Raw genomic sequence first — 22,840 nt, 5'->3', positions numbered from 1 at the left:
TCGCGGACAAGTCCGCTCCTGCGGGAACTGGAGCGCAGCCACCATGCTGAACACTATTCTTCCCATCCTGCTGTTCGCCGCCCTTGGCCTTGGGCTCCTCGGTGCTGTGCGGCGGGTGAAACTGTGGCGCAACGGGCGTGCCTCGAAGGTCGATCTGCTTGGCGGGCTGCTGGCCATGCCCAGGCGTTATATGGTCGACCTGCACCATGTCGTGGCACGGGACAAATACATCGCCAATACCCACGTGGCTACGGCGGGTGGGGCGGTGGCGTCGATTGTGCTGGCGATTCTGGTGCATGGTTTTGGGCTGCATAACCGGGTTCTCGGTTACGCCCTGCTGCTGATGAGTGCTGTGATGTTCGTCGGCGCGATCTTCGTGTTTCGGCGCCGTCTCAACCCGCCGTCGCGGCTGTCCAAAGGGCCGTGGATGCGCCTGCCGAAAAGTCTGCTGGCGTTTTCCGCGAGCTTCTTTGTCCTGACCTTGCCGGTCGCGGGCATTCTTCCCGAAGGCTTCGGTGGCTGGCTGCTGGCCGCAGTCCTGGCTGTAGGTGTGTTGTGGGGCGTCAGCGAGCTGTTTTTCGGCATGACCTGGGGCGGACCGATGAAGCACGCCTTTGCCGGAGCCTTGCACCTGGCCTGGCATCGGCGTGCCGAGCGTTTCGGCGGTGGTCGTTCGACCGGGCTGAAGCCGCTGGACCTGACTGACAAGGGCGCGCCGCTGGGGGTGGAAAAACCCGAGGACTTTACCTGGAACCAGCTGCTGGGTTTCGACGCCTGCGTGCAGTGCGGCAAATGCGAAGCGGCTTGTCCGGCATTTGCCGCAGGGCAACCGTTGAATCCCAAGAAGTTGATTCAGGACATGGTGGTCGGTCTGGCGGGCGGCACCGATGCGCAATTTGCGGGCAGTCCGTATCCATCCCTCGACGGCAAGGGCAAGCCCCTCGGCGAGCATGGCGGCCATCCGCATCAACCCATCGTCAATGGTCTGGTGGATGCCGAAACCCTGTGGTCCTGCACCACCTGCCGCGCTTGCGTGGAAGAGTGCCCGATGATGATCGAGCACGTCGATGCCATCGTCGACATGCGCCGTCACCTGACTCTGGAAAAGGGCGCGACGCCGAACAAGGGCGCCGAAGTACTGGATAACCTGATCGCTACCGACAACCCGGGCGGCTTCGCCCCTGGCGGACGCATGAACTGGGCGGCGGACCTGAACCTGAGCCTGCTTGGCGAGAAGCAGAGTACCGATGTGCTGTTCTGGGTCGGCGATGGTGCTTTCGATATGCGCAACCAGCGCACGCTGCGCGCATTCGTCAAAGTCCTGAAAGCTGCCGGGATCGACTTTGCCGTGCTGGGCCTTGAAGAACGTGACAGCGGTGATGTGGCGCGCCGCCTGGGCGATGAGGCGACCTTTCAGATGCTGGCCAGACGCAATATCCAGACCCTGGGCAAATACCGCTTCAAGCGTATCGTCACCTGCGACCCGCACAGCTTTCATGTGCTGAAGAACGAGTACGGCGCCTTTGGCGGCGATTATCTGGTACAGCACCACAGCACTTACATGGCCGAACTGATTCAGAACGGCTCGCTCAGGCTCTGGCAACACAAGGGCTCCAGCGTGACCTATCACGATCCGTGCTATCTGGGCCGTTACAACGGCGAGTATGAGGCGCCGCGTGAGGTGTTGCGTGCCCTGGGCATCGAGGTCAGGGAAATGCAACGCTCCGGCTTCCGCTCCCGTTGCTGCGGTGGCGGCGGCGGTGCGCCCATCACCGACATTCCCGGCAAGCAACGGATTCCCGATATGCGCATGGAGGACATCCGCGAGACTGGTGCCGAACTGGTGGCCGTGGGTTGTCCACAATGTACGGCGATGCTCGAAGGTGTGGTCGAACCGCGACCGCTGATCAAGGACATTGCCGAACTGGTGGCCGACGCCCTGATCGAAGAGCCGCCTGCCAGCAAGCCTGCGTCTGCCAAACGTGAACCCGCGGAGGTGCACTGATGAGCGACATTATTCGCCGCGACCCGCGTGCCGAATGGATTGCCCGTAACCGTCTGCATCCCTTGCATGCGGCCATGCAGCCTGCACAAACGAGCTGGATGGGACCCAATGGCCTGTTACGCAAGAACGTGCATGGCCTTGGTTTCATTGGCCCTAATGGCATCAAGCGTATTGACCGCAGCGGCGCGCAGCAGGGCGGAACGGTCAAGCGTACGGCGAGTGCTGAAGTCAGCCTGCCGCTGCATCAAGTGCCTGAACCGGCTTTTTACATCAGTGTGGCGCCGGATATGGTCGGTGGCCGCTTGAGCAGTCACGACCGAGATCTGCTCGGCCTGGCCCGGCAACTGGCAGGCGCGGATGGCGCGGTACTGGCCGTGGTGTTTGGTGAGCACAAGGAAAACACTTTCGAGACCGCCGGTGTGGATCGTCTGCTGGTGCTTGATGGAGAGGAATTCAGCGGTTACTCACCCGAGCAGCGGGTTCAAGGGCTACGGGCTGTGGATAACCAGTTCAGCCCACGCCACTGGTTGCTGCCGGACAGTCGCAGCGGCGGTGCCGAGTTGGGACGACGCTTTGCGGCCAGCCTCGGTGAACGCCCGGCGACCCGTGTCTGGCAGGTCAAGGATCAACAGTGCATCGGACGCGCCGGCGCAGGACGCGAGGATCTGGCCCGGCCACTGGCGCGCCTGATTCTGGCGGCTGCCGAGTGTGCCGAACCGGTCAGCGAGACGCGCCACGAAGCCTTGCCTGTGGAGTTATCCACAGCGGTGGCGCGCAGTCTGGCGCGCATCGAAGACCTCGGCGCGGTAGCGGTCGATCCGGCAGTTATCCCCATGGCCGAAGCGGAATTCATCTTCTCCGGCGGTAATGGCGTCAAGGATTGGGAGCTGTTCCACCGCACGGCGGCGGCCCTGGGCGCGACCGAAGGCGCATCGCGGGTGGCGGTGGACGATGGTTTCATGGGCCGGGATCGTCAGGTCGGTGCCAGCGGAACCTGGGTCACTGCGCGGGTGTATGTGGCTGTGGGTATCTCCGGGGCGATCCAGCATCTGCAAGGCATCGGTGCTTGCGACAAGGTGCTGGCGATCAACCTGGATGCCGGCTGCGACATGATCAAGCGTGCCGACCTGTCGGTGATCGGCGACAGCGCAGAAATCCTCAAGGCCTTGATCGATGCGGTCGAGGCTTATCGCAGCGGGGCAAAACGTGATGCGGCCTGAACAAGCAAACTCCTCTGTGGATAACGTTGCATTGAATAAACCCACGCTGCAGGTCATGAGCCTGGTGTCCATTGGTGCCCATCCGACCTCCGGACGTGCGCGCCGCGCCGAACAGGATGCACGGGCCGTGGAACTGGGCCTGCAACTGGCTGGGGATAACTTGCAGGTGCTGCATGCCGGCAATGCCCGGGAGCCTGCATTGCGGGCCTATATGGGCATGGGCCTGGATGAGCTGCAAGTGCTGGAGCAGCCGGAAGGCGCGGATGCGTTGCCCGCGCTGACCGATTACATCCGCGATGCCGGGGTGCAGATTGTCCTCACTGGCAGCCAGGCGGAAACCGGGGAAGGTTCAGGCATGTTGCCGTTCCTGCTGGCGGAACGGCTTGGCTGGCCGCTGGTGGTGGGGCTGGCTCAGGTCGAGTCGCTGGATAACGGTGTGGCCATTGTTCTGCAAGCCTTGCCGCGGGGGCAGCGGCGGCGCCTGAAGGTGCGTCTGCCGTTTCTCGCCACTGTGGATAACGCCGCACCCAAACCCCGGCAGAGCGCCTATGGCCCGGCGCAGCGGGGCGTTGTGGGCGCTGAGCAGGTTGAGTTGGTGGAAGATGAGTTACTCACAGCCAACGCTCTGCAGCCGGCCAGACCGCGTCCCAAGCGCCTGAAAGTGATCAAGGCCAAGAGCGGAGCGGATCGCATGAAAGCAGCGACCGCCAAGGCCAGTGGCGGTACCGGGCAAGTACTCAAGGGCGTCAGCCCGGAGGAGGGCGCAGCGGCTATCCTGAAACTATTGGTGGAAGAGGGTGTTATCCGCTAGTTACACACATTCCCTGTGCGCCCGGCTGTGGATAAGGTGTTCGCGGGTTGCTGGACGCCATGTAAAACGTGGCTTACAGACGTCTGGTTGAAAAATGATCAACCTAAGTTGCGGTTTTTCCTGACTTTTTCTTGTGGATAAACAATTCACTGTTTTCTCTGCCAGGTAGTAATTGCCCACAATCTCTGTTGGCCTCTCTGTGGACAAGTTGTTCGTGACCTCTTGCAGCCCATATAAAACGTGGTTTGTACGCTTTAGTATAAAAAATGATCAATTGATCGTTTGCCGGAATAAAAGCGCTCTGCAAGCCTTGTTGTCTCTTGCTCTGAGAGGTTTTCCACAGCGCGCAACCAGTAAAGGCAAAGTTGCCCCCAAAGTCTGTTGGCGCTTCTGTGGATAAGGTGTTCGTCATCCACGGCAAGCCACGTTATACAAGGCGTGCGAGGGGTTGTTCAAAAAACGTACAGCATGATTCAAATGTGGACGTTTTGGATAACTCACGGTTTTGGCAGGTTTTTTCGGAGCGCTGGAGCCGACTTTCCCACAATTGCTGTGGGTTGCTCTGTGGATAAGTTGTTCGTTGACCCTGCTACACCCCGGCAGGCCTGGCCTGTAAGGCCTCTGTATGTTTTTTGTACAGTCCAGGGGAGCGAATTCATTCGCGAATGAATTCGCTCCTGCCAGGTGTTACACGGCTACACCCTTCAGATACGGCGCAGGCTCGGCTCCCAGGTTTGCCAGCATGCGTGAGCTGTACCAGTCGATGAAGTTGACCACACCGAACTCATAGGTCTTGGAGTACGGACCGGGCTGGTAGGCGCTGGAGTTGATGCCGCGCTGGTTTTCCTCGGCCAGGCGACGGTCCTGGTCGTTGGTGGCGTCCCAGACCTGGCGCATGCGTTCAACGTCGTAATCGACGCCTTCCACCGCGTCCTTGTGCACGATCCACTTGGTGGTGACCATGGTTTCCTGGGCGCTGATCGGCCATACCGTGAAGACGATGATGTGATCGCCCATGCAGTGGTTCCATGAATGCGGCAGGTGCAGGATGCGCATCGAGCCCAGGTCCGGGTTCTGGATGCGGCCCATGAGCTTCCTGCAGCCGGGCTGGCCGTCCATGGTCATGGACACGGTGCCCTTGAGCAGCGGCATGCGCACGATACGGTTGCGCAGGCCAAAGCTGGCGTGAGCGTAGGGAATCTTCTCGGCGTCCCAGGCTGCGGCAGACGCGGCCACATGATCCTTGAAGGCCTGATCGGCACGCGGATCGGTCACGTCGTCCCATTCCAGCAGGGTCTTGAGCAACTCCGGGTGCGAACCGTTGCAGTGGTAGCACTCGCGGTTGTTTTCGAGCACCAGTTTCCAGTTGGCCTTTTCCATCAAGGTGGTCTGCACCGCCACCTTGGTGTTTTCCATGTCGTAGGGTTCCATGTAGTGCTTGAGTGTGGCCAGGAACTCGTCGATTGCAGGCGGGTTCTCCGCCAGGCTGATGAAGATATAGCCGCCTGCGGTTTTCACATGCACCGGCTTGAGGCTGAATTTCTTCATGTCGAAGTCGTCGCCCATCTCGGTGCCGGCATACAGCAGGCGTCCGTCCAGCTCGTAGGTCCACTGGTGATAAGGGCAGACCAGTTTGGCGACCTTGCCCTTCTCGGCGGTGCACAGCCGCGAACCACGATGCCGGCAGACGTTGTGAAAGGCATTTACGCTGCCGTCCGGGGCGCGCACCACGAGGATCGGGTTCTTGCCGATCTGCAACGTCAGGTAATTGCCCTTGGTAGGGATTTCGCAGGTCATACCGGCAATCAGCCATTCCTTGTGGAAGATTTCCTGCATGTCGATTTCAAACAGCCGTTCATCACTGTAGAAAGGCTGCGGCAGCGAATAGGTGCGCTCGCGACTCTGCAGCATCCCGGCAGTGGCCTTGCGTGCAGGTTCCAGCGGATCGCCCAGGCTCAGGGTGGCGGTGATGTCCATTTTTCAAGTTCCCTCATGACCGCATCGATGGCGGCCTGCGAATGTGGCTAATACGGTTCTTTGCAGCGCTGCACGCAAGGCGATCAGGGGTCGCAATGCCGTGAATCGGTTCGTAGCGATTTAGGGGCGAGTGTGGAGCTGGGCGCGGACGGAACCTTATCCATGGGCGACATGGCCGAATCCGTTCCCGACTAGGTAACCCACGGCTTTTAGGGGCTGGTCGCCGTAAGTACGTGAATGTCGTTGATAGGTAAGTGGTCGCTCTGCGCGTTACGCAGAATCCGCAACATAAAAGGTCGACAGTCGACCATGGAGAACAAGTATGTCCCAAAGCTTTCTCAACCCGGTAACCACCCAGACATGGGCTAATGGCCGCCATCTTGTACGGGTCGTCAAGGTGATCCAGGAAACCTGGGACGTGCGCACCTTCTGCTTCATGGCCGACCAGCCGATCCTGTTCTTTTTCAAGCCCGGCCAGTTCGTGACCCTGGAGCTGGAAATCGACGGCCTGCCGATCATGCGTTCCTACACCATCTCCAGTTCGCCGTCGGTGCCGTACAGCTTTTCGATCACCGTCAAGCGCGTGCCGGGAGGCAAGGTTTCCAATCACCTGCACGACACGCTGCACGAAGGCCAGGAGCTGGCGGTGCACGGGCCGGTCGGGCTGTTCAATGCCATCGACTTCCCCAATCCGAAGATCCTCTATCTGAGCGGCGGCGTGGGCATCACTCCGGTGATGTCCATGGCCCGCTGGTTCTACGACACCAATGCCAATGTCGACATGGTGTTCGTGCACAGCGCCCGTTCGCCCAAGGACATCATCTATCACCGCGAGCTGGAGCACATGGCGTCGCGGATCGACAACTTCAACCTGCACCTGATCTGCGAGAAGCACGGCCTTGGCGAGCCATGGGCAGGTTACCGCGGCTATCTGAACCAGCGCATGCTGGAATTGATGGCACCGGACTACAAGGATCGCGAAGTCTTCTGCTGCGGGCCGACGCCGTACATGAGCGCGGTCAAGCGCATGCTGCAGGAAAGCGGCTTCAACATGGCGCAATACCATGAAGAGTCCTTTGGTGCGACGCCGCCCGAAGTGCGTGCCGAAGCGGTGGAACATGCCGAGATCGCAGCGGATGCACCGGATATCGATGTCGCGGACCAGCATCAGGTGGAGTTCGCCGACTCTGGCAAGAGTATTCGGGTCGCGCCGGGTGAAACCGTCCATGCGGCTGCTTCCAAGCTTGGCCTGATGATTCCCAAGGCCTGCGGCATGGGCATCTGCGGGACCTGCAAGGTCATGAAGCTCAGCGGCGAAGTGGAGATGGAGCACAACGGTGGCATCACCGACGAGGACGTGGAAGAGGGTTACATCCTGTCGTGCTGCAGCGTGCCCAAGGGCGATGTGCGGATCGAGTATTGAGTGAGCAAGGGCGCATTGATCATGCGCCCGGTTTCTTTCAAGGCTTAGCCGTGACTCTGCTTGTAGGTCGCCAGTGCCGGTAGCAGTTGTTGATCGATCGCCTGACGTACTGCGGGCAGAATGGTCGCCCTGCCGGTCAACAATTGCTCGACCAGACGTCGCAAGGCCGTGGCACGCTCCTCGGTCAAACCACATACCGCCTGGCTACAGGCCTGTTCGGCGGTTGCGCCACTGGGCATCTCGAACCCCAGTGCCCTGAGCTGGCTCAGCAAATCTTCTTGATCAATCAAATCCGCATGCATCATGACGTTTCTTCCTTTGATCGGGTAAGGCCCCGATTCTGGTAGCAGCATCATTGTCTCGGCAACCCCGTCTGGCTCGATTACCTATGAACAGGTCGTTTTCGCTCGGGTTCAGTCAGCGGAAAGTCGATCAACGGTCGGCTTTTGCGGTTTTATCTGTCATTTCTGACAGTACCCAATCATTCGACATGGGTATTCAATAATGTCCTGTTATGCCTGACTAAATAAGGAGGACGCACTTTGGCAATGACTCATCCGATGGAACTCATTATTGATCGGTTAATGCTTCAGGTTTCAAAGGCAGCACCTGTTTTCTCGTTTGATGGTCTCGAAAGGCCAAGGGATTGGTGGGTTAAATGCAAAGAAAAATATTATCCAGCTCCGCTTTTTCAAAACAGGGTTCAGCTTTTCCCTTCCCGGCATCATCTCCCCATGAGGCAAGACTCCTTGCCAGTATTGCCCTGAGTTTTGCACCGAAAGAAATCGATGTAAGCCCGGACAACGATATGCTTTTTGTCTCGCATGAAGATGGCAGCCGGGTCAGTTTCATCAATATCGAAAGTCGAGAAGTGGTCTCCACCCTGCAGAGGGGCTGCGTGGGAAATGTGGCGGTCAGCCCGGATGGGCGCAGGTTATATGTGGCGGGGGAAAATGAGTGTTCCGTCATTGATGTCCGGCGTAATGCGCTTGTCGCGATCCTTGATTCGGAAGGCGTCGACAAGATCGCGGCCAGTCCGGACGGGCGCTTTATCTGCCTGAGTTTCCGCTATGCGCCCGGTGGGCTTATCCGCATGATCGATGCGGATGACTACAATGCCGAGAGTGATTTTGACCTGGGCAGAATGTCGAATGCCGCACTGGTCATGGCCGTCAGTCCGGACGGTAATCATATCTATGCGCTGGAACTTGCCGATGATCCTGACAGCGCAGTGGCCATGATCGATACGCGGGATTATTCGCAAGTGGATATTCCCGGCTTCAGGAATCCCTGCTCCATGACGGTCAGTCCGGACGGTAGTCAGTTGTATGTAGGCGGCTTCGATGAAATGTTCGTTGCCGATACAGTAACGCGCAGGATTCTGTATACGCTGGAGTTCGGTTCAAGGGGCTATCCGGTCAATATCATTGGTGTTACGCCGGACGATAAATATGTATACGCCATTCATTCCTGCAATTTTGATTTGTATAGAATCGATACCGATAAAAGGATCGCGACACGCATTGATTTCTTTCACTCTGTAGGCGGAGCAGTGTTGAGCCGCGACGGTACTCGTCTCTATACCACCCATCCGGACAGGAAGTGGATTTCCGTTTATGCCTTGTAGTGCGATCCGTCCGTGATTCTGTAAAGCGCGACCTACAGGAAGGGTGATTAAAGTCATTCACCCTTCGTTATCGAACCCGCGAATTTCTCCTTTCTGTCACCTGCTTCCTGCACGCTACTGTCTTGTTCCCGGCCGAGTTTTGCTAAACTGCGCAGCCTGCCAGGAGCTGCCATGAATTACCGTCACGCCTTCCACGCCGGCAACCATGCCGATGTGTTCAAACACCTGACCCTGACTCGCTTGATCGCCCTCATGGCGCGCAAGGAGCAACCTTTCGCCTACCTCGACACCCACGCCGGGTTGGGGCTCTACGACCTCAAGGGCGATCAGGCCACCCGTACCGGTGAGTGGCTGGAAGGTATCGGACGTCTGTGGAATGCACCGGATCTGCCGGCACTGGCCGCCGATTACCTGCAAGTGCTGCACGACATGAACCCCGATGGCGAACTGCGCTATTACCCGGGTTCACCGGAGCTGGCCCGGCGCCTGACCCGCGAGCGTGAGCGGGTGCTGCTCAACGAGAAGCATCCCGAAGACGGGCAGTTGCTCAAGGAGAACATGAAGGGTGACCGTCGGGTGGCCGTGCATCTGGGCGAAGGCTGGCATGTGCCACGCGCCTTGCTGCCGGTTGCCGAGAAGCGTGCGGTGATGCTGATCGACCCACCGTTCGAGCAGCTCGATGAAATGAAGCGCTGCGCCGTCGCGCTCAAGGAAGCCATCAGCCGCATGCGCCAGACCGTGGCCGCCATCTGGTATCCGGTCAAGGACCAGCGCCAGCTCAAGCGTTTCTATCAGGACCTGGCCGAAACCGGCGCACCGAAGCTATTGCGCGTCGAGTTGTATGTTCATCCTCTCGACACGCCCGCCAGCCTCAACGGCTCGGGTCTGGCCATCGCCAACCCGCCCTGGGGCCTGGAAGAAGAACTGCGCGAACTGATGCCTTATCTGGCCAGCAAACTGGGACAGACCCAGGGTGGCTGGAAGATGGACTGGCTGATTGCGGAATAGCCCTTTCGCGAGTGAGTTCGCTCCTGCGGCAGGAGCGAATTCATTCGCGAAGCTTCAAGCCGGCAAACAAACCCCGGTTCCGCCCAGCCCGCAATAACCCTGCGGATTCTTCGCCAGGTATTGCTGGTGGTACGCTTCGGCGTAATAGAAGGTGGGTGCCTGGTCGATCTCGGTGGTGATCTCGCCCAGCCCGGCCTTTTGCAATTCGGCCTGGAACGCCTGTTCGCTGGCCTTGGCCGCGTCGAGCTGTTCAGGTTTGGTGCAGTAGATCACCGAGCGGTACTGAGTACCGATGTCGTTGCCCTGGCGCATGCCCTGAGTCGGGTTGTGCGCTTCCCAGAAGATCTTGAGCAGTGCTTCGTAGCTGATCTGCTCTGGCTCATACACCACCAGAACCACTTCGCTGTGGCCGGTCAGGCCCGAGCAGACTTCTTCATACGTCGGGTTTGGCGTCAGGCCGCCGGCATAGCCCACAGCGGTGCTGACTACGCCAGGCTGTTGCCACAGGCGGCGTTCGGCGCCCCAGAAGCAGCCCATGCCGAAGATCGCGAATTCGACCGTGCCCGAGAACGGACCCAGCAACGGGTTGCCGTTGACGAAATGCTGTTCCGGGACAGCGATAGGCGTTTCACGACCCGGCAGTGCCTGCTGGGCGGTAGGGAGTACATTTTTGTTCACTAGAATTTCCGAGCGAAGAGCCATGAACCATATCCTCTCGATAAGTGAAAACAGATTGGAGGGATAAACAGTCTGACAGTGTGCCCGAGAGTCCGGTGCACAGGGAAGGGGGGTCAGGCCGACGGTAGGCGCGGATAGCGTTGCAGTTTTTCGATCAGTTCTTCGCCGGGGATCGGCTTGTCGAACAGATAACCCTGGCCCACGTCGCAGCGATGACGGCGCAGGAATGCCAGTTGAGCCGCGGTTTCTATACCTTCGGCCACGACCTTGAGCTTGAGGTTATGGGCCATGGCAATCACTGCCGAAGTGATCTCCATGTCGTCCTCGTTATCCGGAATGTCGCGGATAAAGCTGCGATCGATCTTGATCACGTCGATGGGGAATTTCTTCAGATAGCTGAATGACGAATAGCCGGTGCCGAAGTCATCCATTGCCAGCGACAGTCCGAGCTTCTTCAACGAATCGAGTTGCTGGCGGGTGTCTTCGGTGGCTTCCAGCAGCAGGCCTTCGGTCAGCTCCAGCTCCAGAAGCGAGGCATCGAGCGCTTCTTCTTCGAGGATCGAGGCAATCGAAGACACCAGGTCCGGGTCGGAGAACTGCTTGGGCGAGACGTTGATCGCCACCTGCAGCTTGCCGAACCCGGCAGCGGTCAGTGCCTTGCTCATGCGGCAGGACTCGCGGGCTACCCATTTGCCAATCGGGATGATCAGGCCGGTTTCCTCGGCCACGCTGATGAACTGATCCGGCCGGATCATGCCCTTTTCCGGATGATTCCAGCGCAGCAGTGCTTCCATGCCCAGCAGGCGCCCGGTGAGCAGGCATAGCTTGGGTTGATAGAAGACTTCAAGTTCGTTCTGGGTCAGGGCCCGGCGCAGGTTGTTCTCGACGAACAGCTTGTAGCTGGCTTCGGCATTGAGCGCTTCGGTAAACACCTGGACCTGATGCTTGCCGTTGGCCTTGGCCTTGTGCAGCGCCAGACCGGCGTTTTTCATCAGGGTCTGCGGGTCGCGGCCATGCAGCGGCGCACAGGCCAGGCCTACGGAGCCGGTGACGCTGATGAGCTGGTTGTCGACGAACATCGGCTTGTCCAGCGTCGCCAGTACCTGACTGGCCACGTTTTGCCCGGCCTCCGGCCCGGTCTGGTCGAGCAGGACGGCAAATTCGTTACTGGCAAAGCGCGCCAGTATGTCGGACGGGCTCAAGGTATTGCGCAGGCGCCGGGCCAGGCTGATCAGCAGCTTGTCGCCGGTCTGGTGGCCGAGGCTGTCGTTGATCCGCTTGAAGTTGTCGATATCCACCAGCAACAGGCTCATGGGCGTGTCGCTGTCACGGGCAAAGCGCTCGTCCAGGTTGCGAATGAAGGCTGGCCGGTTGCCCAGGTTGGTCAGGTTGTCGGTATACGCCAGGCGCTCGATGCGCTGCTGCGCGAGCTTGCTCTGGGTGATGTCTTCGTAAATGCCGATGTAATGGGTCAGTTCGCGGTTGTCGCCATAGACCTTGGAAATCGACAACTGGCCCCAGTAGGGTTCCAGGTTCTTGCGCCGGCTCTTGAACTCGCCTTGCCAGCTATTGCTGTTGGTCAGGCTGGAGTTGGCGTCGAGCAGCAAGGCACTGAGGTTTTCCAGCGCCGGCAGTTCCGACAGCTTGTGGCCGTGGACTTCTTCGGAGCTGTACTGGGTGATGGCGGTGAAGCTCGGGTTGACGTATTCGACCACGCCGTCGCAGTTGACCAGCAGGAAGGCGTTGGCGCTTTGCTCGACAGCACGCTGGAACAGGTACAGCGCGTTGGTCGCGGCCCGTCGGCTGTGGTTGTTGATGACTTGCGCGAACTGGTCGGCCAGTTCTCCGGCGAAGGTGATCTCGTCGGGCTGCCACTCGCGTGTCGAACCGCTCTGCTCCAGGCACAGTACGCCGACCACCTGGCCGTCGATGCGGATACTGGCGTCGAGGATTGCATTGACGCCCTGCGGCAGGAGGGTTTCGGCGATCTCGCGGGTACGCGGGTCGTTCTGGACGTTACTGACATCGATAGCCCGGCTGTTATGCAAGGCTTCCAGGTAATTCGGGTAGTGGCTGATGTCCAGGGGCTTGCGCACCTGATAGTCGCAGCTTTGCCGGTGATAGTCGGCAATCGACTCCAGTCGCTGATTATGCAGGCTCCAGATGCCGACCCGGTCGACATCATAGATATCGCAGGCGCTCTTGGTGATCAGCTCTGCGGCTTCGAGGACCGAGTTGGCGGTGCTGTAGCGATGCCGGGTCAGCAGCAGGATCAGTTCCTGCTGGGCGCGGACCCGCTCCAGGTGCGCGAGTTGGTCACGTTGTGCCCGCTGGTTGAGTTCCAGAGCGATCTGCAGGCGTGAGTTCTGGGTTTCCAGATCCGGGCCGAAGGTCTGTTCGCTATCGTCAAGCAGGCCTTCGACGACCAGGAAATAGCCGCGCAGCAGATGACGATTGTGTTGCTTGTAGGCTTCGCCGAGTTCCAGAAGGCCTAACGGGCCTTTGGGGGTGTGCAGGGTATAGCGGACCAGATAATACGGAGCGGATGCCAGTTGTAGCTGGATCTCGTCATGCAGTTGATAGCGTGCCTCCGGCTCCATCAGGCTGGCGTAGGGCGAACCGATCAGGGCGCAGAGTTCCACGGCAGGCAGGCCGAACTGTTTTTCGCAGTTAGGATCGAGAAACAACAGCGCCCAATTGGCTTCATTAAGCCGCTCGAAACGCAGCATGCCCAGGCGCGAAGGCACTGGCAATTGCGTTACTACCTCGGCTGCCGTTCTGCCGGCAGCATCGGTTTGGCTTTTCATGAACAAACTCGCTTCCGGAATACTGATCGCGGTGGGGGCATAGGGCCCATATTACTTTCGCGTATGGCAAGGTTGCATCATGCAGCTCGGGCTTACAAGAGAACGCGGTGGCTTAGTGCTATAAATATCGGCCGGTTGTCCGGGCTCTGTAATGCAATTGGTCGGTTGGCAAAAATTCAGTGTGCAGCCAGAAGGTCCGGGCAAAAAAAAGCCCCGCTTGAAGGCGGGGTTGAGGTTCGAGCGTGGCAGCTCGGAAACACATGGCAAGGCCCGCCAGCGGCGGGCCTGTCCGGGCTTACAGCAGAATCGTGCGGATATCCGCCAGCAATTCGCTCAAGCGTTTGGTGAAGCGTGCTGCTGCTGCACCATTGATCACACGGTGATCGTAGGACAGCGACAGTGGCAGCATCAGTTTCGGCTGGAAGGCTTTGCCGTCCCAGACTGGCTGGATGGTTGCCTTGGAAACGCCGAGGATCGCCACTTCCGGTGCATTGACGATCGGCGTGAAGCCGGTGCCGCCGATGTGACCGAGGCTGGAGATCGTGAAGCATGCGCCTTGCATGTCGTTCGCGGTCAGCTTCTTGTTGCGCGCCTTTTCAGCCAGTTCGGCTGCTTCGGCTGCCAGTTGCAGCAGGTTTTTCTGATCGACGTTGCGGATTACCGGGACCAGCAGGCCGTCCGGAGTGTCCACGGCGAAGCCGATGTGCACGTACTTCTTGCGGATCACGGCCTTGCCGCTTGGTGCCAGCGAAGCGTTGAAGTCCGGCAGCTCCTTGAGCAGGTGCGCGATGGACTTGAGCAGCAGTGGCAGCACGGTCAGCTTGACGCCAGCCTTCTCGGCTGCGGCTTTCTGCGCAACACGGAAAGCTTCCAGGTCGGTGATGTCGGCCTGGTCGAATTGCGTGACGTGCGGGATGTTCAGCCAGCTGCGATGCAGGCCGGTAGCGCCCAGTTGCATCAGGCGGGTCATCGGCACTTCTTCGATTTCGCCGAAACGGCTGAAATCGACTTCCGGAATCGGCTGGATGCCCATGCCGCCGCTTGCGCCGCCGGCTGGAGCTTCCTTGGCCTTCTGCATCATGGCCTTGACGTAAACCTGTACGTCTTCTTTCAGCACACGGCCGTGTGGGCCGGTGGCGCTGACAGCGTTCAACTCGACGCCGAACTCGCGAGCCAACTGACGAACCGCCGGGCCTGCGTGAACCTTGGCACCGCCTGGCGCTGGGGCCGGAGCCGGAGCCGGAGCAGCCTCTGTTTTCGCAGCAGGTGCGGCAGCCGGTGCAGGTGCAGCTTCAGCCTTGGCCGGAGCTGCGGCTGGAGCGCTGGCAGCCTGAGCTGGAGCAGCAGGTGCAGCGCCTGCGATCTTCAGTTTGAGAATCAGGTCGCCAGTACCGACTTCCTGTTCCAGCTTGACTTCAACGCTCTCGACCACGCCGGCGGCTGGAGACGGGATCTCCATGCTGGCCTTGTCGGATTCCAGGGTGATCAGCGATTGATCGGCCTGGATGCTGTCGCCCGGCTTGACCAGGACTTCGATGATCTTGGCCTTGCCCGACGAACCGATATCAGGAACGTGGATGTCCTGAACGGTAGCGGCTGCAGCAGGTGCAGGCGCCGCCGCAGGAGCTTCAGCAGCCGGCTTCTCGGCAGCTGGCGCCGGTGCCGCTTCGGCAGCAGGAGCCGCCGGGGCAGTTGCTTCGCCTTCAACTTCCAGTTCAAACAGCTCGTCGCCTTCTTTCAGGCGGTCGCCCAGCTTGACCTTCATGACCTTGATGACGCCGGCCTTGGGAGCAGGGATTTCCATGCTCGCCTTGTCGGACTCAAGCGTCAGGATGCTCTGGTCGGCTTCGATGCGATCACCGGCCTTGACCAGCAACTCAATGACTTCACCTTCACCGTTGCCGATGTCGGGTACGCGAATTAACTCACTCACAATGTATCTCCTTCGCAGAACCTGTTCATTCTCGATGGCGCCGTATCCAGTTGCAACGAAACAGCGTTGGATGCTCATTTACAGATGTAAATTCCGCATCCTCGGCTGTTTCACGCTCTTGATCAGCGCAGGTTACCGATGTTGAAGCAGGCTCTTAACAGTCCAGTGGGTTGCGTTTTTCAGGATCGATACCGAACTTGGCAATGGCCTCGGCCACGACTTTAGGTTCGATGTCGCCACGGTCAGCCAAGGCTTCCAGGGCTGCCAGCACCACGAAGTTGCGGTCGACTTCAAAGAAGTGACGCAGCTTGCGGCGGCTGTCGCTACGGCCGAAACCGTCGGTGCCCAGCACTTTGTATTCCTTGGATGGAACCCACTGACGGATCTGGTCAGCGAACAGCTTCATGTAGTCGGTCGATGCGATGACCGGACCCTTGCGACCGCTCAGGCATTGCTCGACGTAGGTCTGCTGAGGCTTCTGGCCTGGGTGCAGGCGGTTGGAGCGCTCTACTGCCAGACCATCGCGACGCAGTTCGTTGAAGCTGGTAACGCTCCAGACGTCAGCGCCGACGTTGAATTCGTCGCGCAGGATCTTCGCTGCTTCGCGGACTTCACGCAGGATGGTGCCCGAGCCCAGCAACTGGACGTGGTGCGCCGCGGCCTTGGTGTCTTCCTCGAGCAGGTACATGCCCTTGATGATGCCTTCCTCGACGCCGGCCGGGATGGCTGGCTGGGTGTAGGCTTCGTTCATCACGGTGATGTAGTAGAAGATGTCCTGTTGTTCTTCGGTCATCTTCTTCATGCCGTCCTGGATGATCACCGCCAGCTCGTAGCCGTAGGTCGGATCATAGGTGCGGCAGTTCGGCACGGTGGCGGCCAGGATGTGGCTGTGACCGTCTTCGTGCTGCAGGCCTTCGCCGTTCAGCGTGGTACGGCCGGCGGTGCCGCCGATCAGGAAGCCACGGGTGCGGCTGTCGCCAGCGGCCCATGCCAGGTCACCGATCCGCTGGAAGCCGAACATCGAGTAGAAGATGTAGAACGGCAGCATCGGCTGGTTGTGGTTGCTGTAGGAAGTACCGGCAGCGATGAACGACGACATGGCGCCGGCTTCGTTGATGCCTTCCTCGAGGATCTGGCCCTTCTTGTCCTCGCGGTAGAACATCACCTGGTCTTTATCGACTGGCTCGTAGAGCTGGCCGACCGACGAGTAGATGCCCAACTGACGGAACATGCCTTCCATACCGAAGGTACGGGCTTCGTCCGGGATGATCGGAACGATGCGCTGGCCGATTTCCTTGTCCTTGACCAGTTGCGCGAGGATCCGCACGAAGGCCATGGTGGTGGAGATTTCACGGTCGCCCGAGCCGTCGAGGATCGCTTTCAGCGTTTCCAGCGGAGGTGTCGGGATGCTGAAGCTCTTGGCGCGACGCTGTGGCACGAAACCGCCCAGGGCGCTGCGGCGCTCGGCCAGGTAACGGGCTTCGGCGCTGCCTTCTTCCGGACGGAAGAACGGCAGTTTTTCCAGGTCGGCGTCCTTGATCGGCACGTCGAAGCGGTCACGGAAGTGACGCAGGCTGTCGACATCGACCTTCTTGGTGTTGTGCGCGGTGTTCTTGGCTTCGCCTGCACCTGTACCGTAACCCTTGATGGTCTTGGCCAGGATGACAGTCGGCTGTTCCTTGTGGTTGACCGCCTGATGGTAAGCCGCGTAGACCTTGTACGGGTCGTGGCCACCACGGTTGAGCTTCCAGATTTCGTCGTCGGACAGGTCTTCGACCATGGCCTTGAGTTCAGGCGTGTTGAAGAAGTGCTCGCGAACGAACGCTCCGTCCTTGGCCTTGTAGTTCTGGTACTCGCCGTCGATGACTTCGTCCATGCGGCGTTGCAGTGCACCGTTGGTGTCCTTGGCCAGCAGCGGGTCCCAGAAACGGCCCCAGATGACTTTGTTGACGTTCCACTGGGCACCACGGAACACGCCTTCGAGTTCCTGGATGATCTTGGCGTTGCCGCGAACCGGGCCATCAAGACGCTGCAGGTTGCAGTTGATGACGAAGATCAGGTTGTCGAGCTTCTCACGACCGGCCAGAGCGATTGCGCCCAGGGATTCCGGCTCGTCGCACTCGCCGTCGCCCATGAAGCACCAGATCTTCTGCTTGCCGGCAGGGATGTAGCCACGGCTTTCCATGTACTTCATGAAACGCGCCTGGTAGATCGCCTGGATCGGGCCCAGACCCATGGATACGGTCGGGAACTGCCAGAAATCAGGCATCAGCCATGGGTGCGGATAGGAAGACAGACCTTTGCCGTCGACTTCCTGACGGAAGTTGTTCATCTGGTCTTCGGTGATGCGGCCTTCGAGGAACGCACGAGCGTAGACGCCCGGGGAAGCGTGACCCTGGAAGTAGATCAGGTCGCCGCCGTGCTCGTCGGTCGGGGCCTGGAAGAAGTAGTTGAAACCGATGTCATACAGCGTCGCGCTGGAAGCGAAGCTGGAGATGTGACCGCCCAGGTCCGGGTCGTTCAGGTTGGTTTTGACAACCATTGCCAATGCGTTCCAGCGTACCAGCGAGCGAATGCGGCGTTCCATGAACAGGTCGCCAGGCATGCGTGCTTCGTGGGTAACCGGAATGGTGTTGCGGTAAGGCGTGGTGATGGCGTAAGGCAGTTGCGAACCACTACGAGTGGCCAGTTCGCCCATACGGGTCATCAGGTAATGAGCACGGTCTTCGCCTTCTTTGTCGAGAACCGATTCCAGGGCGTCCAGCCATTCCTGGGTTTCGACGGGATCGAGGTCTTGCATGGCTTGCTCCAGGGCGGAAAGGCTTCCAGAATCGGTTGCCTGAGTTTGCGACTGGCCTTGTGGGCAGACGACATAAATTCTTGGATTACCGGAGGTTGTTCCGGCGGCGTGTAGTTTTACTACAAATCGACGACCATTTCAGCCCTTCGAGTTACATGCCTAGTAGTAAAACTACAGAGAAGCGACCAAATCGCTCCTGTCGTGTTGTGAGATAAAACGTTACCGTTGATTGGAACTTTATATATCAAGGTGAAAAATTGGCGACTTGTGCTAGTAAAGCGAATTTTTCAGCAATTTATAACCTTTGTTCGACAGTCGGTGGTTGCGCATGGATCTTGCGGACATGGCAGGTAGTCCTTCGTACGCCGATCAAGGATAGACCATGAGCCTACCTTCGCTGGCCGATTTTCCGGCCATCCTGCTGCCTTTAGTTACCCGTGCACAACAGACATTTCGTACCGCGCTTGCTGCTTTGCCAGAGGATTCACTGGCTTCTTTCGAGGCATGGCCCGAGGCGCGGCGCAAGGCTTTCGACCGGGTCTGCGCGGCCAGTGACTTCGTCACCGAGCAGGTCTGTCGCGATCCTCGCATGCTGCTGGAGCTGGCCGAATCAGGCGAGCTGGAACGCAGTTTCAGTGCCGGCGAGTTGCGCGGGCAAATAGCTGCCGCAGTCCTGACTGCCAGCAGCGATGATGAGCTGGGGCGTAATCTACGTCGGCAACGCATGCGCCAGCAAGTGCGGATTATCTGGCGCGATCTTACCCGTCAGGCAGATTTGATCGAAACCTGCCGTGATCTGTCCGAGATGGCAGATGGCTGCATCGACCTGGCCTATCAATGGCTGTACGAGCGGCACTGCCAGTTGCTCGGCACGCCAACCGGGCGTCGCAGCGGCGAGCCGCAGCAGATGGTGATTCTCGGCATGGGCAAGCTGGGTGCCGTGGAACTGAACCTGTCTTCGGATATCGACCTGATCTTCGCTTACCCCGAAGGCGGCGAGACAGTCGGTGCGAAACGCGCGCTGGATAACCAGGAATTTTTCATTCGCCTGGGACAACGCCTGATCAAGGCGCTGGACCCGGTCACGGTCGATGGCTTCGTGTTCCGCGTCGATATGCGTCTGCGGCCCTACGGTTCATCCGGGGCGCTGGTGCTGAGTTTCAATGCGCTGGAGCAGTATTACCAGGATCAGGGCCGCGACTGGGAACGCTACGCCATGATCAAGGCCCGGGTGGTGGGCGGCGATCAGGTTGCCGGCGAGCAATTGCTGCAAATGCTGCGACCGTTCGTCTATCGGCGTTATCTGGATTTCTCCGCCATCGAAGCACTGCGCACCATGAAGCAGTTGATCCAGCAGGAAGTCCGGCGCAAGGGCATGGCCGAGAACATCAAGCTGGGAGCGGGCGGCATTCGTGAAGTGGAGTTCATTGCCCAGGCCTTCCAGTTGATCCACGGTGGTCGCGACCTGAGTCTGCAGCAGCGTCCCCTGTTCAAGGTGCTGAAAACCCTGGAAGGCCAGGGTTATCTACCGTCTGCGGTGACCGACGAGTTGCGCGAAGGTTATGAATTCCTGCGCTACACCGAACATGCGATCCAGGCCATCGCCGACCGCCAGACGCAGATGCTGCCCGACAATCAACAGGATCAGGCGCGCATAGCCATGATGCTGGGCTTTGCCGACTGGCCGACTTTCCATGAGCGGCTGATGCATTGGCGCAATCGTGTTTCATGGCATTTCCGCCAGGTGATTGCCGACCCGGACTCCGATGACGACGAGCAAGAGGATGACGGCGAGGTCATCGTCGGCGGTGAATGGCTGCCGCTGTGGCAGGAATCCCAGGATGAAGAGGCGGCTTGCCGCCAGTTGTCGCAAGCCGGGTTTGTCGAAGCCGACAAGGCCATCAAGCAACTGGCCAACCTGCGTGGCAGCCCGCAACTGCGTTCGATGCAGCGTCTGGGGCGCGAGCGTCTGGACGCCTTCATTCCCCGTCTGCTGGCTCAGGCGGTCGAGCATCAAAACCCGGATCTGGTGCTTGAGCGGGTGCTGCCGTTGGTCGAGGCTGTGGCGCGCCGTTCGGCTTATCTGGTGTTGCTCACGGAAAACCCCGATGCACTGCGACGTCTGCTGACCTTGTGTGCGGCCAGTCCGTGGATCGCCGAGCAGATTGCCCGCTTTCCGCTGTTGCTCGACGAACTGCTCAACGAAGGACGGTTGTTCAAGCCGCCATTGGCGCCGGAACTGGCCGCCGAGCTGCATGAGCGGTTGATCCGCATTCCCGAGGATGACCTGGAACAGCAGATGGAAGCCTTGCGCCATTTCAAGCTCGCGCATCGCCTGCGAGTTGCGGCGTCGGAGATATCCGGCAGCTTGCCATTGATGAAAGTCAGCGATTACCTGACCTGGCTGGCCGAAGCGATTCTGGAGCAGGTGCTGGCGCTGGCCTGGCGGCATACGGTGGCCCGGCACGGCACGCCTGCGCGGCCTGATGGCAGTCTGTGCGATCCGAGCTTCGTGATTGTCGGCTACGGCAAGGTCGGCGGTATCGAGCTGGGGCATGGTTCGGACCTGGATCTGGTCTTTATTCATGACGGCGACCCGCAGGCCGAAACCGATGGCGCCAAGCCCATCGACGGTGCGCAGTTCTTCACTCGCCTGGGCCAGCGGATCATCCACCTGCTGACGACCCAGACCAACTCCGGCCAGCTTTATGAAGTCGACATGCGCTTGCGACCTTCTGGCGCATCAGGCCTGTTGGTCAGTTCGCTGGGGGCTTTTGCCCGTTATCAGGAAAATGAAGCCTGGACCTGGGAGCATCAGGCGCTGGTACGTGCCCGGGTTCTGGTCGGCAGTTCCGATGTGGGCAGCGAGTTCGGCAAGGTTCGGGCTGCGGTGCTGGGGCGCGAGCGCGATCTGGACAAACTGCGCGCAGAAGTCAGCGAGATGCGCGCCAAGATGCGCGATAACCTCGGGACCCGGCTGACCACGGCGGGACGCGGAGCGAATGCTTTCGATCCGGCGATGGTGTTCGATCTGAAGCAGGACGCCGGTGGTATCGTCGATATCGAATTTATGGTGCAATACGCGGCCTTGGCGTGGTCCAGAGAACATCCCGCACTGCTGCGCTATACCGATAACATTCGTATTCTCGAAGGCCTGGAAGAGGCCGGATTGCTGCCTGGTGTCGATGCCAGCCTGTTGCGCGAAGCCTACAAGGCATACCGCGCGGCAGCGCACCGTCAGGCATTGCAGAACCAGGCCGGTACAGTGGCCGGTGATCAGTTCGAGGTCGAGCGGCGGGAAGTGATGCGGATCTGGAGTGAGTCGGGATTGACCTGACCCCATGAGGTGGGAGCGGATTCATCCGCGAAGGGATGTTCCTGTTGCTCTGGCCCTTTCGCGAATGAGTTCGCTCCTGCGTTTATCGAGCGCTATATATAGCTATGACAGGGAGGCGTCAGGTTGTGTGGGAAGGTCACGCAACCTGACAAGCCTCCCTGGCTGTTTTTGGATCGAGCATGAAAATTCTTATCGTTGGGCCGAGCTGGGTCGGGGACATGGTGATGGCGCAAACGCTGTTCCAGTGTCTGAAGCAGCGCCATCCCGAGTGCGAAATCGATGTGCTGGCTCCTGAATGGAGCCGTCCGCTGCTGGAGCGCATGCCTGAAGTGCGGGCTGCCTTGAGCTTTCCGCTGGGGCATGGCGCGCTGGAACTGGCAACCCGACGCCGGATCGGCAAGTCGCTGGCCGGTCAGTATGACCAGGCAATTCTGCTGCCCAACTCGCTCAAGTCCGCGCTGGTGCCTTTTTTTGCCGGTATCCCCAAGCGCACCGGCTGGCGCGGCGAGTTCCGCTACGGTCTGCTCAACGATGTGCGGGTGCTGGACAAACAGCGCTATCCGTTGATGATCGAGCGCTTCATGGCCATGGCCTTCGACAAGGGCGTCGAGTTGCCGCGTCCCTATCCCAGGCCGAGCCTGAAAATCGACACGGCAGTGCGTGATACGGCGCTGGCCAAGTTCGGCCTGAGCCTGGATCGTCCGGTACTGGCGCTATGCCCTGGTGCCGAGTTCGGTGAGTCCAAGCGCTGGCCGGCCGAGCATTATGCTCAGGTGGCCGAGTCGAGGATTCGTGAAGGCTGGCAGGTCTGGCTGTTTGGCTCGAAAAAGGATCATCCGGTCGGCGAGAGCATTCGCGATTACCTGATTCCGGGGCTGCGTGAAGAGTCGATCAATCTCAGCGGCGAAACCTCGCTGGCCGAAGCTATCGACCTGCTGTCCTGCGCCGACGCCGTGGTGTCCAACGATTCAGGGCTGATGCACGTGGCCGCGGCGCTGAACCGCCCGCTGGTGGCAGTCTACGGTTCGACATCGCCCGGCTTTACTCCACCGTTGGCCGATGAAGTCGAGATTGTGCAGTTGGGTATCGAGTGCAGTCCGTGTTTTGAGCGGACCTGCCGTTTCGGCCATTACAACTGCATGCGCCTGCTTGAGCCCGAGTCTGTGGTCCAGGCGTTGGGTCGCCTGGGCGGCACCCCGGTGGAGGTCGCCTGA

15 protein-coding genes are annotated in these 22,840 nt (G+C 59.7%); 8 read left to right on the top strand and 7 right to left on the bottom strand.

What is annotated here, in order from left to right; all coding sequences use genetic code 11:
• Positions 1-43 precede the first annotated feature (43 nt).
• From dgcB to ALQ04_RS12425, 3 genes are read left to right on the top strand one after another with little or no spacing between them, the layout of a single operon-like run.
• Positions 44-2,005: a dimethylglycine demethylation protein DgcB gene (gene dgcB, locus ALQ04_RS12435; protein ID WP_122316058.1), complete on the top strand. Its 1,962-nt coding sequence runs from the start codon at positions 44-46 to the stop codon at positions 2,003-2,005.
• The gene (locus ALQ04_RS12430; RefSeq protein ID WP_122316057.1) at positions 2,005-3,225 is read left to right on the top strand and encodes an electron transfer flavoprotein subunit alpha/FixB family protein; all 1,221 of its coding nucleotides are present in this window, start codon (positions 2,005-2,007) and stop codon (positions 3,223-3,225) included. Before dgcB ends, ALQ04_RS12430 begins: the two co-directional genes overlap by 1 nt.
• On the top strand, positions 3,215-4,036 hold the full coding sequence (locus ALQ04_RS12425; protein ID WP_122316056.1) for an electron transfer flavoprotein subunit beta: 822 nt from the start codon (positions 3,215-3,217) through the stop codon (positions 4,034-4,036). The genes ALQ04_RS12430 and ALQ04_RS12425 overlap by 11 nt, the downstream gene beginning before the upstream one ends.
• A 103-nt stretch (positions 4,037-4,139) precedes the next feature.
• On the opposite strand, the gene ALQ04_RS26750 is transcribed toward ALQ04_RS12425, so the two are convergent.
• On the bottom strand, positions 4,140-4,448 hold the full coding sequence (locus ALQ04_RS26750) for a hypothetical protein (RefSeq protein ID WP_147466592.1): 309 nt from the start codon (positions 4,446-4,448) through the stop codon (positions 4,140-4,142).
• A gap of 275 nt (positions 4,449-4,723) precedes the next feature.
• Positions 4,724-6,013 carry a glycine-betaine demethylase subunit GbcA gene (gene gbcA, locus ALQ04_RS12420; RefSeq protein ID WP_122316055.1) on the bottom strand — a complete coding sequence of 430 codons (1,290 nt, stop codon included), beginning with the start codon at positions 6,011-6,013 and terminating at the stop codon, positions 4,724-4,726.
• A 322-nt stretch (positions 6,014-6,335) separates the two neighbouring features.
• Here gbcA and gbcB point away from each other — a divergent pair, with 322 nt between their 5' ends.
• Positions 6,336-7,436, top strand: coding sequence for a glycine-betaine demethylase subunit GbcB (gbcB, locus tag ALQ04_RS12410; RefSeq protein ID WP_122316054.1), 1,101 nt, complete (start codon positions 6,336-6,338; stop codon positions 7,434-7,436).
• A gap of 44 nt (positions 7,437-7,480) precedes the next feature.
• On the opposite strand, the gene ALQ04_RS12405 is transcribed toward gbcB, so the two are convergent.
• Positions 7,481-7,741, bottom strand: a complete 261-nt coding sequence (locus ALQ04_RS12405; RefSeq protein ID WP_122316053.1) for a hypothetical protein — start codon at positions 7,739-7,741, stop codon at positions 7,481-7,483.
• Between the two features lie 353 nt (positions 7,742-8,094).
• On the opposite strand from ALQ04_RS12405, the gene ALQ04_RS12400 reads away from it, so the two are divergent.
• Together ALQ04_RS12400 and ALQ04_RS12395 are read left to right on the top strand one after the other, a co-directional pair.
• Positions 8,095-9,063 carry a WD40 repeat domain-containing protein gene (locus ALQ04_RS12400; RefSeq protein ID WP_147466591.1) on the top strand — a complete coding sequence of 323 codons (969 nt, stop codon included), beginning with the start codon at positions 8,095-8,097 and terminating at the stop codon, positions 9,061-9,063.
• 171 nt (positions 9,064-9,234) lie between these two features.
• Positions 9,235-10,071, top strand: a complete 837-nt coding sequence (locus ALQ04_RS12395) for a 23S rRNA (adenine(2030)-N(6))-methyltransferase RlmJ (protein WP_122316051.1) — start codon at positions 9,235-9,237, stop codon at positions 10,069-10,071.
• A gap of 54 nt (positions 10,072-10,125) precedes the next feature.
• On the opposite strand, the gene msrA is transcribed toward ALQ04_RS12395, so the two are convergent.
• The 4 genes from msrA to aceE form a co-directional block, all read right to left on the bottom strand.
• Positions 10,126-10,773, bottom strand: coding sequence for a peptide-methionine (S)-S-oxide reductase MsrA (gene msrA / locus ALQ04_RS12390; protein ID WP_122316050.1), 648 nt, complete (start codon positions 10,771-10,773; stop codon positions 10,126-10,128).
• Between the two features lie 89 nt (positions 10,774-10,862).
• Entirely contained in the window at positions 10,863-13,556 is a 2,694-nt protein-coding gene (locus tag ALQ04_RS12385) for an EAL domain-containing protein (RefSeq protein WP_122316049.1), read from the bottom strand.
• Between the two features lie 295 nt (positions 13,557-13,851).
• Complete coding sequence (gene aceF, locus ALQ04_RS12380; RefSeq protein WP_122316048.1) at positions 13,852-15,489, bottom strand: dihydrolipoyllysine-residue acetyltransferase; 1,638 nt, start codon at positions 15,487-15,489, stop codon at positions 13,852-13,854.
• 154 nt (positions 15,490-15,643) lie between these two features.
• On the bottom strand, positions 15,644-18,289 hold the full coding sequence (gene aceE / locus ALQ04_RS12375) for a pyruvate dehydrogenase (acetyl-transferring), homodimeric type (RefSeq protein WP_122316047.1): 2,646 nt from the start codon (positions 18,287-18,289) through the stop codon (positions 15,644-15,646).
• Positions 18,290-18,671: 382 nt separating this feature from the next.
• On the opposite strand from aceE, the gene glnE reads away from it, so the two are divergent.
• Both glnE and waaF read left to right on the top strand, forming a co-directional pair.
• On the top strand, positions 18,672-21,626 hold the full coding sequence (glnE, locus tag ALQ04_RS12370) for a bifunctional [glutamate--ammonia ligase]-adenylyl-L-tyrosine phosphorylase/[glutamate--ammonia-ligase] adenylyltransferase (RefSeq protein WP_122316046.1): 2,955 nt from the start codon (positions 18,672-18,674) through the stop codon (positions 21,624-21,626).
• A 179-nt stretch (positions 21,627-21,805) separates the two neighbouring features.
• Positions 21,806-22,840: a lipopolysaccharide heptosyltransferase II gene (waaF, locus tag ALQ04_RS12365; RefSeq protein ID WP_122316045.1), complete on the top strand. Its 1,035-nt coding sequence runs from the start codon at positions 21,806-21,808 to the stop codon at positions 22,838-22,840.

The organism is Pseudomonas cichorii, from assembly GCF_003700275.1.
In the GTDB taxonomy this organism is placed as follows: Bacteria; Pseudomonadota; Gammaproteobacteria; order Pseudomonadales; family Pseudomonadaceae; genus Aquipseudomonas; species Aquipseudomonas cichorii_B.
Note: the sequence above shows the minus strand (reverse complement) of the source record. Positions and strands in the feature narration are given on the sequence as shown.

Excerpts from the sequence above, each read along its gene's own strand:
- dgcB (WP_122316058.1), top strand. The coding sequence starts at position 44 with ATGCTGAACACTATTCTTCCCATCCTGCTGTTCGCCGCCCTTGGCCTT.
- ALQ04_RS12430 (WP_122316057.1), top strand. The coding sequence starts at position 2,005 with ATGAGCGACATTATTCGCCGCGACCCGCGTGCCGAATGGATTGCCCGT.
- ALQ04_RS12425 (WP_122316056.1), top strand. The coding sequence starts at position 3,215 with ATGCGGCCTGAACAAGCAAACTCCTCTGTGGATAACGTTGCATTGAAT.
- ALQ04_RS26750 (WP_147466592.1), bottom strand. The coding sequence starts at position 4,448 with ATGACGAACACCTTATCCACAGAAGCGCCAACAGACTTTGGGGGCAAC.
- gbcA (WP_122316055.1), bottom strand. The coding sequence starts at position 6,013 with ATGGACATCACCGCCACCCTGAGCCTGGGCGATCCGCTGGAACCTGCA.
- gbcB (WP_122316054.1), top strand. The coding sequence starts at position 6,336 with ATGTCCCAAAGCTTTCTCAACCCGGTAACCACCCAGACATGGGCTAAT.
- ALQ04_RS12405 (WP_122316053.1), bottom strand. The coding sequence starts at position 7,741 with ATGATGCATGCGGATTTGATTGATCAAGAAGATTTGCTGAGCCAGCTC.
- ALQ04_RS12400 (WP_147466591.1), top strand. The coding sequence starts at position 8,095 with ATGCAAAGAAAAATATTATCCAGCTCCGCTTTTTCAAAACAGGGTTCA.
- ALQ04_RS12395 (WP_122316051.1), top strand. The coding sequence starts at position 9,235 with ATGAATTACCGTCACGCCTTCCACGCCGGCAACCATGCCGATGTGTTC.
- msrA (WP_122316050.1), bottom strand. The coding sequence starts at position 10,773 with ATGGCTCTTCGCTCGGAAATTCTAGTGAACAAAAATGTACTCCCTACC.
- ALQ04_RS12385 (WP_122316049.1), bottom strand. The coding sequence starts at position 13,556 with ATGAAAAGCCAAACCGATGCTGCCGGCAGAACGGCAGCCGAGGTAGTA.
- aceE (WP_122316047.1), bottom strand. The coding sequence starts at position 18,289 with ATGCAAGACCTCGATCCCGTCGAAACCCAGGAATGGCTGGACGCCCTG.
- glnE (WP_122316046.1), top strand. The coding sequence starts at position 18,672 with ATGAGCCTACCTTCGCTGGCCGATTTTCCGGCCATCCTGCTGCCTTTA.
- waaF (WP_122316045.1), top strand. The coding sequence starts at position 21,806 with ATGAAAATTCTTATCGTTGGGCCGAGCTGGGTCGGGGACATGGTGATG.